Here is a 16,167-nt window from a genome sequence, read left to right as displayed (position 1 = left end):
GACGATGCGTATTTTGCACACAGGGGACTGGCATCTGGGGAAAACGCTGGAGGGACGGAGCCGGCTGCGAGAGCAGGAGGATTTTGTGGATGAGCTTGTTCGACTCGCGGATGAGCAGCAGGCAGATGCCATATTGATGGCTGGAGACGTGTATGATTCTGTAAATCCGCCTGCATCGGCGGAACAGCTTTTTTATGAGGCCGCGGCGCGTCTGACAGAACAAGGAAGACCACTTGTGGTGATTGCCGGGAACCATGATCAGCCGGAGCGAGTGGCTTCGGTGACCCCGCTTGTGAACAGACAGGGAATTACACTTGTAGGTATGCCTACTTCAGAAGCAGTTACGATCCATGCAAAGCGAACTGGAGAGACTGCGCAGATTGCTGCATTGCCATACCCCTCTGAAGCGCGACTGAATGAACTGCTGACAACGGATGGGGACGAGAATGTGCTTCGCCAGGCATACAGCCGCCGGGTTGGCATGTTAATGCAGCGTCTGGCTGCGTCTTTTCGTCCGGATACGGTGAATTTGGCAATGAGTCATATTTATGTTCTGGGCGGAGTGGAAAGTGATTCGGAACGTCCCATTCAGGTAGGAGGGGCCTATACGGTTGACCCTTCTGCATTGTCAACAGGGGCGCAATATACAGCACTGGGGCATCTTCATCGTGCACAGGCAGTTAAAGGGGACGGTGTGATACGGTATAGTGGCTCTCCGCTGGCCTACAGTTTCTCCGAAGCGGGGCAGAGTAAGTCCGTCACCATGGTTGATCTGGCACCGGGGGGTGCCGCAAACGTGGAAGAAGTGCTGTTGACCTCTGGGCGTCCACTTGTGCGTTGGAAGGCGCGTGGCGGTCTGGCTGAGGTTTATCGTTGGCTGGATGAAGGGCGTGATCCTCAGGCTTTTATTGATATGGAAGTATGGCTGGATGACGCCATGTCTCTGAAAGAAATCCAGCAGCTTCGTAAGTCGCATGACGGGATCATCCATATCCGTCCGGTGTACCCCGAGATGGCAGCCGCAGGGCTTTTGGAGCAACGATCCGAGCTTCCCGTACATGAGCTTTTCCGCAAATTTTATCAGCGTCAGACAGGTGGGGCATTACCTGAAGACAGTCTGGTTCAATTGTTCCTGGAACTCGTCGATGAGGACGAGCCGGGTATGCGTGAGGAGGTCGAGGGAAATTGAAGCCGATTTTATTGAAAGTCGCAGGTCTGCAAAGTTATCGGGAGACTCAGGAGATTGATTTTACCGTTTTGACAGAAACGGGACTGTTCGGCATTTTTGGTCCTACAGGCAGTGGGAAATCTTCTTTGCTCGACGCGATTACGCTGGCGATGTACGGAAAAGTGGAACGTGCGGTTAACGGTACCCAGGGAATCATGAATCACGCTGAAGATTCGTTGTCCGTTGCTTTTACATTTGAACTTGTATCAGCAGAAGGCACAAGAAGATTTCGGGTGGAACGACGTTTCAAACGAAACAATGAGGTTTCGGTGAGCAACACCATCAGCAAATTCATTGAGACCGTCAACGGAGAGGAACAGGTGCTGGCTGATAAACTGGCAGACGTGAACCGATGCGTTGAAGATGTCATTGGGTTGAAAATGGATGATTTTACGCGAGCCGTTGTGCTTCCACAAGGTAAATTCGCTGAGTTTCTGTCCCTGAAAGGCAGTGAACGACGGCAGATGTTGCAACGTTTATTTCATCTGGAGAAGTATGGAGATCAGCTTGCCATCAAGCTCAGTCGGCGGGTGAAGGACAATGATATGGTTCATCAGTCACTGGCTGCCGAGCAGCAGGGGCTTGGGAATGCGAGCAAAGAGACGTTGGCGGAAACGGAGCTTCTTCTTCAAGCTGCTGTGAAACAGTCTGAATTGTCACGCAAAACGCTTGATGAAGCGATGAAGGAAGCCGAGCAGCTCGGCAAAGTCCGTGAGTTAAGTCATGAACGCCAGGCTCGTATGGAGGAACACGAAAAGCTGAAAGCACGTGCACCACAGATCGAAGCTGGGGAACAACGGCTGAAACTGGCCGGAGCGGCAGACGCAATACTCCCTTCATTGCAGACGATGCGTGACGCAGCAGCACAGCAGAAGTTACGTGAGGATGCAGCCGGGATTGCTCACCAGCAAGCGGTGGAACATGAACGGATGTCTGTACTGGAAGCCGAGAAGGCCGAGAAGGCACGTGTACAGATGGCTGAGGAAGAACCCAAGCTTCTGCTTCGATTGGAACAGCTGGAACAGGCCAAGGAGTTGCAACGGGAACGGGACGGACTACGAGAGGATCGTACCCGTCTTAAGCAGCTTTTGGACAAAGGACAGGCTGAACAGAGTGTCATCGGACAACAGCTGGAGAAGGAAAAAGAACTACAGCAGCGTGGCCGCAAACGGCGGGAAGAATTACAGGAAAGCCTGAAGCCGAATGAAGTGAAGTCCGAAGAACGCAGACAGCTGCAGGCTGCACTGGAATTGAAGCATCGTCTAGATACTGCGGCGGAGCAATTGCGCCTGAACAAGGCTGAGATGGAAGCCAATAAGCAGTCGGCTGTTCAGGGGGCAGATCGGCTGAAGCTGGCTGCCCAGGAAGAGAGCCGTCTGAGTGAACAGCGTCAGCATCTGATTGAACAGGCGGCAACGGGTCTTGAGGCCTTGCTTGCCTGTGAACAGGACATTGGCCGCGAACAGAGCCTGCTGGCAATGGCAGAGGAGCAGCTGCGCGGAACCATGCGTGAGCAGGAGCTGCATCGGCTCTCCTCCGCCTTGCGCGCTGAGCTGCGCGACGGCGAGCCATGCCCGGTGTGCGGCTCCGCACACCACCCGCTCCCGGCTGCGCCGCCGGGAGAAGGTCCGCCCGCAGGCGATGCGGACCTGGAACTGCTGCGCAGCCTGCACGCGGAGCTGCAGGAGCTGCGCTTTGGGCTGCGCCAGCAGCTGCACGAACGTCGCAGCCTGCTGACGCAGCTTGGCGCTGCGGCCGGCGAAGCCCCGGCCGCAGCCGAGGCCGCGCCTGCGGCTGCGGAGCCGGAGCCCGCCGGTTCGCCCGTACACGGGCGCTCCCCGGCGGACTGGGCGGAGCGTGCCGCCGCACTGCGCGAAGCCGCGCGGGCGCTGGCCGCTGACGCAGCGCCGCTGCAAGCGGAAGCCGCCGCGTTGCAGCAGGCGGCTGTAGGCGCGCAGCAGCGCCGCATGGAAGCGGCTGCTGCGCAGGAGGCCGGCCAAGCCGGACTCGCCCAGGCGGAGCGCCGGTTTTCCGAGAGTGAGGCCGCCGCAGCCGCATTGCACGGCCGCTGGGCCGCGGAACTGCCAGGCATCGCTCAAGAGCAGGCCATGGCCCTTCACCAGGCGATGCAGGAGCGCGACGCACTCGCAGAAGATATCAAGGAACGGCTGAACAAGAGCGTGACGTTCCTTGAGGAAAAGGAACAGCTGGTACAGTCCCTCCAGCAGAAGCTGGTTGAGTTGGACAAACAGCTGATTCAGTGGCAAACGGAATGGCAAGGAAACAGCAAACAGCTCGCCGAGAAGGAAGAACGTTTGCGCCAATGGGTTGGTGAGCAACGGGTCGAGGATTTGATTGCTGCGGCCCAGACTCGACTGGATGGGTTGCGGAAAATTGCTGCCGATTCAGCACAGCGTTTCAAGGAAGCGGATGCCTTGAAACAGGAATCGGCCAAGAAGGATGTCATGGCTCATCAAGCAGCAGCCTCGGCAGCAGAGCATTTGCAGCAGGCCCAGGAACGCTGGAAGAAGTTGCTGGAGCAATCCCCGTTTGATACTGAAGATGCGGTTGTTGAAGCGGCGATTCCGTCCCAAGAAGCCGAGCGATTGGCAGCGGAAATTCAGCAGCATCGGGAACGTGATCGTGAGCTTGCATCCCAACTTCGTGAGCTGGAACAAAAACTGGGCGGAGTCGTTGTATCCGAGGAACAATGGTTGGCATGCACAGAGCGACTCCAGCAGTCTCGTGCAGAGGATGAAGCGGCTCTTAGAGCCAAGGCGCGTGCAGAACGGGATCTGGAAGATGTGCAGCAGCGACACGTTCGCTGGACCGAGCTGGAGAACAAACGGGTAGAAGTGAGCCGACAAGGTGAGATGCTTAGCAAACTGCAAGCAGCTTTCAGAGGTAATGCGTTTGTCGAGTATATTGCAGAAGAACAACTGATGCAGGTTAGTCAGGCTGCTTCACAGCGTCTGCGCTTCCTGACCAAACAACGTTATTCACTTGAGGTGGATTCAGGTGGGGGCTTTGTCATCTGTGATGATGCAAACGGTGGGGTTAAACGTCCGGTATCCACCTTGTCCGGCGGAGAGACGTTCCTGACTTCGTTGTCACTGGCCCTGGCTCTGTCTGCCCAGATTCAGCTGCGCGGTCAGTACCCGCTGCAATTCTTCTTCTTGGATGAAGGGTTTGGCACATTGGACCCTGAATTGCTGGATACCGTCATTACATCATTAGAAAAACTGCATGATGACCGTCTTGCCGTCGGCATTATCAGTCACGTTCCGGAGCTGCGAGCACGCTTGCCACGTAAACTTGTAGTTATTCCAGCTGGCGAAGCCGGAGCTGGCTCTCGCGTAGTATTGGAAACATTATAGGGATTTGAAACAGAACACATACGATTGAATGATTCCAAATTGAGATTAATCTCCTCTCCTCATAAACCAATTACTAAAGTTTAATCCTAAGGGGAATCTCCTGATGGATTGAGGTTTGGTGGTTTGAGACTCATTTATATACTCGTTGTGAGAGTTGAGTGAGATAGCTCACAGATACAGGTTCATCCTGTTGTTATACTACAGTTAAGCCGACAAACTTTTGTAAGCACCCCGGCGGACGTCTGATCAGGAATAATCCTGGTTAGACGTCCGCGACAGCAGACTTCCGTATGGAAACTGCAACGGGGTGCTTCTTTTTTTTAATAGGAACTTATCTTGAAACTCTTGTCATGCACAGTGTCATTTCGCCCAGATCTGAATACGATGAAAGGGTGATGAAGAGCAGAACAGATTCGGGAGGCGATTAAACGTGGAAAAAGTAGAAGCGAAGAAACTGTGTAAGGAACACATGCATCGCTATGTATGTATACAGATGCATGACGGTGCCCATTACGATGGCATTGTGGAAAATGTGGATGATGATATGATTTATTTGGCTGTTCCCGTGGGGCATGAAGCCATGGTTAACCATGCAAATGCAAACTGGGGACCCAATATGATGCCGGTTACTTATCCCGCGCATGCACGGGGATTTTTCCCGGGCTATGGTTACCCGTATCCTTATTATGGTTATGGTCGCAGACGGTTCAATAGGTTGGTACTACCTCTGATTGGCCTCACTGCCTTAACTCTATTGCCTTATTATTAATAAAACGGTGAAAACAGTACTTTTACCGATGAAAATCGAACCTTTCACATCTTCGGTGTATTTTTGCACTTCTTTACTGAGATGTGAAAGGTTTTTCCTGTTACTTTTATTATTGAATTAAAACAGGTTAAATTGGACGTGAGTTTTCAGTTCCGGTATGATAGAAGGGTATACATAATTTTTAATTCAAAGGAGGGTATGAACAATGGATTGCTTATTTTGCAAAATTGTAGAGGGCAGCATTCCCTCCAATAAGGTACTGGAGAATGACCATGTCATCGTCTTTCATGACATCCAGCCCGCTGCACCGACCCATGTACTCGTTATTCCCAAGAAACATATTTCTTCCATGAATGAAGTAACGGCGGAAGACTTGCCGTTGATCGGGGAGATTCATTTGGCTGCGCAGGAAGCGGCCAAGCGTCTTGGCGTGGAAGAAACAGGTTACCGACTGATTAATAACTGCGGCAAGGATGGAGAACAAACCGTTCATCATCTGCATTATCATTTACTTGGTGGGACCCGACTTGGCGTGTTGACAAGTTTGTCAGACTCACACAAATAAACGATCCAAGTTACTCTAAATCAGGACTGATTCATATATGCATAAAAGGCATGAATATGAAGCTGAAGTTCACATAAAATAAATGATCATTACGTTAAGGTTGACACCTTTATTACCTTTCGCCTATAATGAAAGGTGATGAACCGTGTTATTGCTCTTGGACGGTCTGGTCGGAGGGAGGGAAAACTGGTGTCTGAAACTAAAGTTCGCAAAAACGAGACTATTGATGCTGCACTTCGTCGCTTTAAACGTTCCATCGCAAAAGATGGCGTATTGGCTGAGGTGAAGAAACGTAAGCATTATGAGAAGCCAAGCGTAAAGCGCAAGAAAAAGTCCGAGGCTGCTCGTAAGAGAAAGTTTTAGGAGGATTTTAACTACATGAATCTTAGCGAACGATTGAACGAAGATATGAAGCAAGCGATGAAGAGTAAGGACAAGTTCAAGCTCTCCAACATTCGGTTGATTCGTTCGACGATCAAGAATCTTGAAATAGATTTGAAAAGAGATTTGGATGATAACGAAGTGCTTGATATTCTGAGTCGTGAAATCAAACAGCGCAAAGATGCCCTCCAAGAATTTGACAAAGCGGGCCGTGATGACCTCGCGGCAAATGCAAAAGCGGAAATTGAATTACTCAGTCAGTACCTTCCCGCACAGCTTACCGAAGAAGAAATTAAAGTTATTGTACAGCAGACCATCCAGGAAACCGGTGCTTCTTCGAAAGCCGAGATGGGGAAAGTCATGTCTGCCCTTATGCCGAAAGTCAAAGGCAAAGCGGATGGCAAACTGGTAAATCAAGCAGTTCAACAATTTCTGCAATAAAGCAAATCAATAAACACCTCCTGACTTGTCAGGGGGTGTTTTTTCCGTTTTAGATCTTTGATACGTTACTCCGTTCCCAGAAGGAATTCGAAGTGTGATTAGAAATCGTTCATTTGTTCGAGGAAATTCACAAATATTGCTTTTAAATGGATAATATATATGATTATGGTTTTAAAATGTTGCAATTGCTTCCGGTTTCAAATATAATTTTAAGATTTTGAAACGAAATGTTGCATTGTACGTAATAAATACCATAAGCTGGACAGTATAACATTAATGGAAAAGGGGGGACTATTTGTGAAGGGAAAGCGCCGGAAGAAGCTTACGGGGCCATTGATGCTCATGATGCTACTGACGCTGCTGCTTCCTGTCTGGATTGGATCACCGTCAGCGCATGCAGCTGAGAAAAGTGGCGCCGTATATATTATTCCGGTGGATAAACCAATCGAGCAGGGACTTGGCAAGTTTATGGAACGCGGGTTCAAGGAAGCAGAAGAGATGAATGCTGGCCTGATCGTTCTGGATATCAATACGCCGGGAGGGCGTGTCGACACGGCAGAAGAACTGGGTACATTAATTAAGGAAAGCCCAGTTGAAACCGTTGCATTTGTCCGTGGAGATGCTGCTTCGGCCGGAAGTTTTCTGGCTTTGAATGCAGATAAGATCGTAATGTCGCCAGGCAGTATGATTGGTGCGGCAGCGATGGTGGACAGCACAGGTAAACATGTCGATGATCCGAAGTTGGTTGCATTCTGGAAGAGCAAGATGCAGGGCGCGGCTGAGAAAAGTGGCCGTGACGGTAAAATTGCAGCCGGAATGACGGATGTTAACATGGTCGTGGAAATGCCTGAGATTAATAAAACCAAAGAAAAAGGTGAAATTATTGCTCTCTCGGCTGAAGAAGCGCTGAAAGTGGGTTATGCGGACCATATCAGCAACACGCCGGAAGAAGCTGCAGCCTGGCTTGGTTACAGTCAAGATGATGTGTTCACCGTTCAGAGAACAGCCGCAGAGAACATATCCACATTTCTCACTAATCCTGTCGTCATGACGGTATTGCTATTCCTCGGAATAGCCGGTGTGATCATTGAGTTGATTGTACCTGGGTTCGGAGTGCCTGGTATTGTTGGTATCGTGTGCTTTGTGCTTTATTTCTCAGGGAACTACATTGCCGGTTTTGCTGGAGCGGAGACATGGGTGTTATTCACTGTCGGACTCATCATGATGATTCTGGAGATGTTTATCCCAAGCTTCGGTATTCTGGGTATTTTGGGATCGATTGCGCTTGTCGCTGGTGTCGTGCGAGCCGCCTATGATACAAGTGATGCATTTATATCGTTAGGTATTGCTTTTGGAGCCGCGCTGGTAGTCATTGCAATCGTTGTTATTCTGTTTAAGGATCGAGGCATATGGAATCGATTCATATTAAGTGATAGGCTCTCTGCTGATCAAGGATACTCTTCGGCAACAGAACGCAAAGAGTTGATCGGTTTGCAGGGCATCAGTCTGACTCCACTTCGTCCTTCGGGAACAGCGATATTTAACGGAGAACGCGTCGATGTGGTGTCGGATGGAGATTTCATTCCGATTGATACACCAATTATTGTGATCAAAGCGGAAGGTACCCGGATTGTGGTTCAACAAGCGTTACCGGTGTAACCCGCTCTGTTGCCGGAGTTGATTATAGCTTCGGCAATGTACATAACCATTCTACGGAGGCTGCTAGTGGAGTGGTGTGAATCAATGCACAGCAGCAAAGTTCCACAACGTTTTTATCATGTTTTTTACAAAAATCAAAATGCAAATGGAGGAATTTCGACTATGGAACCAACCTTGATTACGGTTTTGCTCATTGCGGTAGTTGCGATTATCGTATTGAGCGTATTCTTCAGCTTTTTCCCGGTTATGCTCTGGATTTCAGCCCTTGCATCGGGCGTACGCGTGGGAATTATCACGCTGGTAGCGATGAGACTAAGACGTGTAACACCTAGCCGGATCGTAAATCCACTGATTAAAGCAACCAAAGCTGGACTTCAATTGACAATGAATCAACTGGAGAGTCACTTCCTAGCCGGTGGTAACGTAGACCGAGTTGTCAACGCCCTGATTGCTGCACAACGTGCGAACATTCCACTCGAATTTGAACGTGCTGCTGCGATCGACCTTGCAGGTCGTGACGTATTGCAAGCCGTACAGATGAGTGTAAACCCACGTGTTATTGAAACGCCGATTGTTTCTGCGGTAGCCAAAGATGGTATTGAAGTTAAGGTAAGAGCGCGGGTTACGGTTCGTGCCAATATTGACCGCCTCGTCGGTGGTGCGGGTGAAGAGACGATTATTGCCCGTGTCGGCGAAGGTATCGTAAGTACAAACGGTTCCTCGAATTCCCATAAAGACGTCCTGGAAAATCCGGATCTGATCTCCCGTACCGTATTGTCGAAAGGTCTGGATGCAGGTACCGCTTTTGAAATCCTGTCTATTGATATCGCGGACGTGGATGTAGGTAAAAACATTGGTGCATTCCTGCAAACGGAGCAGGCAGAGGCCGATAAACGTATTGCACAGGCAAAAGCGGAAGAACGTCGCGCTATGGCCGTTGCTCAAGAGCAAGAGATGAAAGCGCGCGTAGTGGAAATGAGAGCGCGTGTGGTTGAGTCTGAATCCCAAGTACCTTTGGCAATGTCCGAAGCACTGCGTAGTGGTAAGATCGGTGTTATGGATTACATGAACCTGAAGAACATTGAAGCGGATACTCAAATGCGTAATACATTGGGAAAACCTGGTGAAGGTTCGAATTCCAACGATCAGGGTGATTCCAAAAACGGAAGATAGGCGGTGAGTGCATATGGGCCTATTTGAATGGATTTTTAACAATCTGTATATTGTAGCGGTCATCGCATTTGCGCTCTTTTCCTTCCTTGGAAAAGCAGCCAAGTCGGCTGATCCGAACAAAAAGCGTCCAAATAACGGGATGCCTACGTTTGGAGGAAGTGGTGATTCAGACCGGAATGATCGCTCGCGGGGCAATACCGCACCGCAGCAGTCATCGGGTCCTTCAGATCCACGCTATGATGAGCAATATGACGAACGGTACGATGAGCGGTATGATGACGATCAGTATGATGATCGATATGATCAAACCTACTCGCAGCCAGCAACGATATCTGCCCGTCCTGTGAATGACGACTTTGGAGGACAGGGTTCTCTGGGTGGAATGGAAAACTCCCTCGAAGAACAAATGAAAGTGATGGAGCAACGACAACGTGAAATTCGGGAGCGACTAGATCGTATTTCTACTGCAAATACACCAGTTGTGTCTGACTCCAGTTGGGATGAAGTTTCATCCAGCGAGTCTGGATCGCCTCAGCTTCGCCGGGAAGATATTCGTACTGGTGTATTGTGGGCAGAAGTTCTCGGTTCTCCGCGCTCTAAACAGCCCTTTGGAACACGAGGAAAACTATAACTTTATATTGTTTTAATAAGTGAAAGCCGTCTCTGGTGAGCATAATCCCAGACGACGGCTTTTTTTTGTTTCGGCCTCTTTTTATTTTCACATCTAACACGGTCCGTAGTTTTCATAATTCCAAGAATCTGAGCATAAGTTGAACTGTAGAGGAAGGGGGAAGACCTTCGAATGACCCGGATCAGCCGCAAGCTGCGCAGATGGACCAGTGAAGTTCTGGACCTGCCGCAGGACGTGCTTTACGATATGCCACGGTTAACCCTGATCGGCACAAAGCAATTGTATATAGAGAATCATCGTGGTGTCATTCATTTTACACCGGATCGCATCGTTCTGGCTCTCTCACAGGGTCAGCTGGAGATCAAAGGAACTGAACTGATGATTCGCAATATTTTGCCGGATGAAGTGGCTGTTGAAGGAACAATTCTGGATATTCATATGAATGGAGCGGAGGGGAACGGATGAAGCAGCCCAGTCTTTACAAACTGCGCGGAGCAGTCCGAATCACGGTCACTGGGGGGGATATTGAAGCATTAATCAATACGGTGGCAGAGCAGGGACTGGAAGTATGGGACCTGCGTGCCCACGACGGACGCAAGGCAGAAATGAATATTCTGCTGCCGCATTTTTTCAAGCTGCGTCCTTTGCTGAAACGGACAGGCTGCCGTGTAAAGGTGACACACCGCAGTGGATTTCCTTTTTTTGCAGCCCGTTTGTTAAGAAGAAAGTTCTTTCTGGGTGGCATGCTGTTTTTTGTAGCAGCTCTGTTTGCATTGTCATCAATGGTTTGGAATGTAGAAGTCAAAGGTAATGTGACGATTCCCACGGATGAAGTGCTCGCAGCAGCGAAGAAAGAAGGCATCTATCCCTTTCAGTGGGGATTTCGGCTGCAAAGCCAGGACAAGCTCTCCAGACAGCTCGCGCTGGCTCTGCCAGATGTAACCTGGATTGGGGTAAGCAAAGAAGGGACAACCATCACCATCCAAGTGGTGGAGTCAGCACAGCCCAAGCGTGAACCGCTGCTGAACCCGAGACATCTGGTCAGTAAAACAGATGCTGTAATCACTCAAATTTACGCGGAGCAGGGGCGCCCTGTCGTGCAGAAGGACATGCGTGTCAAGAAGGGGCAGGTACTAATATCCGGTATTTTGGGAGATGAAGAGAATACAAAGAACATTGTAGCCAAAGGGGAAGTACGCGGACTGGTGTGGCGAGAATATCAGGTCGAAGTCCCCCTTGTGCAGAAACATAATACGATGACTGGAGATAGCAAGGAACGTTTTTACATTGTGCTGGGGAAATGGGCGATACAACTCTGGGGATACGGGAATACGCCGTTTACCACATTTGATACCGAAAGTGATCATAAACCGCTGACCTGGAGATCGTTCACACTTCCCATGGGATGGCTGACGGAGAAAGATTTGGAAACTCGGGAACAAGAGGAGCAGCATACGATTGAATGGGCTAGAACGAAAGGATTGGAAGGAGCAAGAAACGATATTATCGCCAAAAACGGCAAAGGAACGAAAATTTTAAGCGAAAAAATTTTGCATGAGAAGAAAGAGAATGGTAAAGTTTATATGAAAGTATTATTTGAAGTGGAAGAAAGCATTGCGGAAGAACTTCCGTTAGTCCATAGTCAAGGAGAATGAGGCTATTTGTCAGAGCAAACACGCAGCATACGAATCTCCCTCCAAAGTGCGGGAGAGGGTCAATCTCTTTTTGGACCCCAAGATATTTTTCTGAAACTGATTGAATCCGAGATTCCCGCACAGATCGCATCCCGTGAAGCGGAGATTGTGATCCATGGCAACATTCAGAATGTGGAATCGCTTGAACAATTATTTGATGTGTTGTTGCAATTGGTACGTAACGGATACGTGTTAACCGAAAGGGACGTTAAGTATGCCATTGAGCTGGCAAAGGAACTTCGTGCAGACCAGCTTCTGGATCTGTTCAAAGGCGAGATTACAACGACGTACCGCGGTAAGCCGATCCGGGTTAAAACGATTGGACAGAAACACTATGTAACTACAATTAAAAAACGTGATGTTGTATTTGGTATCGGTCCTGCCGGTACAGGTAAAACGTATCTTGCTGTTGTGCTGGCTGTGGCAGCACTTAAGGAAGGAAGCGTCAAGCGGATCGTGCTCACGAGACCTGCTGTTGAAGCGGGAGAGAGTCTTGGTTTCTTGCCGGGCGATCTTCAGGAAAAAGTGGATCCTTATTTACGGCCACTGTATGACGCATTGTACGATGTTATGGGACAAGAGCAGACTGCGAAGGCACTGGAGCGAGGTTTAATCGAAATTGCGCCTCTAGCCTATATGCGGGGACGTACACTGGACGACTCGTTTATTATCCTGGATGAAGCCCAGAATACGACACCGGAGCAGATGAAAATGTTCCTAACTCGTCTCGGTTTTGGTTCCAAAATGGTCATTACCGGTGACGTGACACAAATTGATTTACCGCGCGGCAAAAAGTCAGGGCTTGTGGAAGCAAATGCAATACTGGGCCAAGTGGAAGAGATTGGATTTGTCTACTTTGCCGAGCAAGACGTTGTACGGCACTCCCTCGTCCAGAAAATCATCGTCGCTTATAACCACGCCGCAGAAAATCAAGAATAGAAAGGGATTGTCTCGATGACCTCGAAGGAACTGTCAAAAGGCAAATCTTTTCAAAATAGAGCTACAGGATGGAAGTATAGCGTGTGGGCACGCTATCTTCTGTTTTTGTTTCTGGTGATCCTCTTCTACGTGAGTCTTGCTTCCAAGCTGCTCCCAGAGCGGTATGATATTCAGGAAGGCACACGAAGTGAAGTGAATATTGCTGCGCCCATGCAGATCCCGAATACCAAGGCCACGCTGAAAGCGCAAGAAGAAGCCGCTGAACGTGTACAGCCGATGTTTCAGATCGTGCAAATGCGGAACGAAAATCTGATGACGACTCTGCTTGATCGTATTGATCGACTGAATCAGGATGATCAGATTTCCAGTCAGGACAAGATTGACATCTATCGTGATGAAATACCGCAGCGTCAGAAAGACTTTGTTTCCAATTTTATCAACAACAACCGGAAAGCGGGTACATACTCCGAAACTCTTTTGGAAGAGATCAGAAATGTGGTACAGGAGCAAAGCTACCGAATTCCGGAAGAGACTTATATCAAAATTTCACGTTTGACTTCGGAAGATATTCAGGAGATGAAGGCCGTTGCTCGGGATATTGTCTCCAGATTAATGACCGACCAGATTAGTGAGGCTACAACAGCTCGTGCCAAAGTGGCCGAGATGGTGAGTGTGAGCTCCCTAAGCAAGCGTACGCAGCGTGAGGTTGTGCAGGAGCTTGCTCGTCTTGTGGTCACGTCGAACCGCTTCTACGATGAAGAGGGTACAAAAGAAGCTAAAGTACAGGCTCGTGAGAACACTCAAACGGTCTTTATCAAGCAAGGAGATACACTTGTTGCCAAGGGTGAGATGATTACCCCGGAGATGTACACCCTTCTGGGCGAGAACGATTTGCTGAAAAACGAAGTAAACTATTGGCCTCAGCTTGGACTGCTTATGCTGTCCTGTCTGTTGTCGGCAGCGATTCTCATGTATATTCAGCAATTCAGCGGAACGCATTTCAAATATAACAATGCTCAGCTGCTGATGCTTGTTCTCATATTTATTATTACGATTGTGGTTATGCATGTTACTGCGATACTCCAGACCAGTGAGAATTCATACGTAGGCTTTCTTGCCCCTGTTGCCGTAGGAGCCATGTTAATAGCATTGCTGCTGGATACATCGCTTGCCTTTGTCTGCTCGATTATTATCGGCATGCTGTCGAGCATTATTTTGAATACACATCAGGGTCAAATTTTTGACTTTGAACTTGGATTCTTCGCGGTGTTGGTATCGTTTGTTGCGATCTTCGCCACCCATCGGGCAAGTCAGCGGTCTACGATCCTGAAAGGCGCCATTATGGTTTGTCTGTTCGGATCGATCGCAGTTTTCACGTTGGCTCTGATTGACTCAAGTGACTGGAACCGTACGACAACGCTCTATGGCATTGGATTTGCATTTGCCGGAGGCGTACTGACCGCCATACTGGTTATTGGGCTGATGCCGTTTTTCGAAACCTCATTTGGCATTTTGTCTGCGCTGAAACTGGTAGAACTGTCTAATCCCAATCACCCGCTATTGCGCAAATTGCTAACAGAGACACCGGGCACATATCACCATAGTGTGATGGTAGGAAACCTGTCAGAAGCCGCCGCGGAAGCAATCGGTGCCAATGGGTTGTTATGTCGGGTGGGCTCGTATTATCATGATATTGGCAAGACCAAGCGACCGATTTATTTTATTGAAAATCAAAACAATATGGAAAATCCGCATGATTCGATTGATCCAAAGCTGAGCAAGTCCATTATCGTTGCTCACGCACGCGATGGTGTGGAAATGCAGAAGGACTACAAGCTGCCGAGGCCTATTCGGGACATTGCTGAGCAGCATCATGGAACAACCTTCCTGCATTACTTCTATCACAAAGCACTGCGTCAGGCTGAGGAAGCAGGAGTGGAACCAGATTTCACGGAAGATGATTTCCGTTATCCAGGTCCCAAGGCTCAGTCCAAAGAGTCGGCGATTGTTGGCATTGCTGACAGTGTGGAAGCTGCGGTCCGTTCCTTGCGGAAGCCTACTGTGGAACAAGTGGAGTCCATGATCGAAAAGATTATTAAAGGTCGACTGGACGATCATCAGTTTAACGACTGTGATCTGACAATGCGGGAGCTGGATATTGTCGCCAAGACTCTTAAGGAAACCGTCATGGGTATATTCCACTCCAGGATTGAATATCCGGAAGAAATGAAGAAACCGAAGCCAACTTCGCCTGAAGCGGGTTGATTCGCTAATTATGACAAGACAGGAGTATGAAAGAATGAGTCTTAACCTAGCATGGAATAATGAACAACAGGATAAAGAAATCACCGAACCGATGATCGCAATGCTGGAGCAGCTGCTGAACCTGGCAGGGGAAGCAGAGGGTGTTGCAGACGGGGAAGTGGCCCTGACTTTCGTAGATGATGAGCAGATTCATGAGCTGAACCGTGATTATCGCGGCATAGATCGTCCAACAGATGTATTGTCTTTTGCAATGAATGAGACTGTGGATGAGGAACTGGATATTATCTACGAACTGGACGAGGATGAAGAAATGGAAGAAATGCCGGATGTTCTGGGGGATATTATTATTTCTGTTCCACGGACCATTCTACAGAGTGAAGAATATGGCCATTCATTTGAACGTGAGCTCGGGTTCCTGTTTGTTCATGGCTTCTTGCACCTGCTTGGATATGATCATCAGGATGAAGCCAGCGAAGCCGAAATGATGGGCAAACAGGAAGCGGTACTTGCCCAAGCCGGGTTGACACGATAATGAAAAGGCGCTCCTGGGGGATGGTATTCCGCAATGCTGCGGAAGGAATCGTATACGGGCTGCGGACTCAGCGGAATGTAAGAGTTCATACAGGAGTCGCCATTTTGATGTGTGCAGCCGGCTTTTTTTTCGGGATTTCCAGAACGGACTGGATGTTTGTACTGACAGCCGTTTTTCTGGTGCTTGTGACGGAGCTGATGAATACAGCAGTGGAAGCTGCTGTAGATCTGGCGCATCCGCATATACATCCGCTGGCAAAAGCGGCGAAGGACACCGCGGCCGGTGCAGTTTTGCTGGCTGCGGTGTTCGCCGTCATCATCGGGTGTGTCGTTTTCATTAAGCCGGTGATGAGCTGGCTAGGTTTGCTCTGATTTTGTTTTTGTTTTTAAATTACACACAATTGTATAGTTACTTGATGCAAACACGATAACGGAGAGGTCAGAAGAAACCTGAAGAAACGAAGTGTGCGCCTTTATCCCCGGATTTTCACTTTGAAAAAGTGAATCATAAAAA

The 16,167-nt window shown here is 49.0% G+C and carries 15 protein-coding genes; all 15 read left to right on the top strand.

What is annotated here, in order from left to right; translation table 11 throughout:
• The first annotated feature begins 4 nt into the window (after nt 1-4).
• The 15 genes from HP548_RS25400 to HP548_RS25330 all read left to right on the top strand — a co-directional run bounded on the left by HP548_RS25400 (nt 5) and on the right by HP548_RS25330 (nt 16,025).
• A complete protein-coding gene (locus HP548_RS25400; RefSeq protein ID WP_175383174.1) occupies nt 5-1,189 on the top strand; it encodes an exonuclease SbcCD subunit D in 1,185 nt (394 codons plus the stop codon).
• On the top strand, nt 1,186-4,605 hold the full coding sequence (locus HP548_RS25395) for an AAA family ATPase (RefSeq protein ID WP_175383173.1): 3,420 nt from the start codon (nt 1,186-1,188) through the stop codon (nt 4,603-4,605). The genes HP548_RS25400 and HP548_RS25395 overlap by 4 nt, the downstream gene beginning before the upstream one ends.
• A 430-nt stretch (nt 4,606-5,035) precedes the next feature.
• Nucleotides 5,036-5,374 carry a hypothetical protein gene (locus HP548_RS25390; protein ID WP_076288085.1) on the top strand — a complete coding sequence of 113 codons (339 nt, stop codon included), beginning with the start codon at nt 5,036-5,038 and terminating at the stop codon, nt 5,372-5,374.
• 205 nt (nt 5,375-5,579) lie between these two features.
• Nucleotides 5,580-5,939, top strand: a complete 360-nt coding sequence (locus tag HP548_RS25385; RefSeq protein ID WP_076288086.1) for a histidine triad nucleotide-binding protein — start codon at nt 5,580-5,582, stop codon at nt 5,937-5,939.
• Nucleotides 5,940-6,128: 189 nt separating this feature from the next.
• Entirely contained in the window at nt 6,129-6,302 is a 174-nt protein-coding gene (gene rpsU / locus HP548_RS25380; RefSeq protein WP_005547957.1) for a 30S ribosomal protein S21, read from the top strand.
• 15 nt (nt 6,303-6,317) lie between these two features.
• A complete protein-coding gene (locus tag HP548_RS25375) occupies nt 6,318-6,761 on the top strand; it encodes a GatB/YqeY domain-containing protein (protein WP_024628476.1) in 444 nt (147 codons plus the stop codon).
• A 336-nt stretch (nt 6,762-7,097) separates the two neighbouring features.
• Entirely contained in the window at nt 7,098-8,420 is a 1,323-nt protein-coding gene (locus HP548_RS25370) for an NfeD family protein (protein WP_099858506.1), read from the top strand.
• Nucleotides 8,421-8,582: 162 nt separating this feature from the next.
• Nucleotides 8,583-9,593, top strand: a complete 1,011-nt coding sequence (gene floA / locus HP548_RS25365; protein ID WP_076288088.1) for a flotillin-like protein FloA — start codon at nt 8,583-8,585, stop codon at nt 9,591-9,593.
• A 13-nt stretch (nt 9,594-9,606) separates the two neighbouring features.
• Entirely contained in the window at nt 9,607-10,224 is a 618-nt protein-coding gene (locus HP548_RS25360; protein WP_099858457.1) for a hypothetical protein, read from the top strand.
• Nucleotides 10,225-10,395: 171 nt separating this feature from the next.
• Nucleotides 10,396-10,689, top strand: a complete 294-nt coding sequence (gene yqfC, locus HP548_RS25355; RefSeq protein ID WP_024628472.1) for a sporulation protein YqfC — start codon at nt 10,396-10,398, stop codon at nt 10,687-10,689.
• Entirely contained in the window at nt 10,686-11,879 is a 1,194-nt protein-coding gene (gene yqfD, locus HP548_RS25350; protein ID WP_175383172.1) for a sporulation protein YqfD, read from the top strand. Before yqfC ends, yqfD begins: the two co-directional genes overlap by 4 nt.
• Nucleotides 11,880-11,885: 6 nt before the next feature.
• Complete coding sequence (locus tag HP548_RS25345) at nt 11,886-12,857, top strand: PhoH family protein (RefSeq protein WP_076288091.1); 972 nt, start codon at nt 11,886-11,888, stop codon at nt 12,855-12,857.
• Between the two features lie 15 nt (nt 12,858-12,872).
• Nucleotides 12,873-15,122 carry an HD family phosphohydrolase gene (locus tag HP548_RS25340; protein ID WP_175383171.1) on the top strand — a complete coding sequence of 750 codons (2,250 nt, stop codon included), beginning with the start codon at nt 12,873-12,875 and terminating at the stop codon, nt 15,120-15,122.
• A gap of 34 nt (nt 15,123-15,156) precedes the next feature.
• Entirely contained in the window at nt 15,157-15,654 is a 498-nt protein-coding gene (gene ybeY, locus HP548_RS25335; protein WP_063567028.1) for an rRNA maturation RNase YbeY, read from the top strand.
• Entirely contained in the window at nt 15,654-16,025 is a 372-nt protein-coding gene (locus tag HP548_RS25330; protein ID WP_163755376.1) for a diacylglycerol kinase family protein, read from the top strand. Before ybeY ends, HP548_RS25330 begins: the two co-directional genes overlap by 1 nt.
• Nucleotides 16,026-16,167: the final 142 nt, after the last annotated feature.

This window comes from Paenibacillus taichungensis (genome assembly GCF_013359905.1).
Classification (GTDB): Bacteria; Bacillota; Bacilli; order Paenibacillales; family Paenibacillaceae; genus Paenibacillus; species Paenibacillus taichungensis.
Note: the sequence above shows the minus strand (reverse complement) of the source record. Positions and strands in the feature narration are given on the sequence as shown.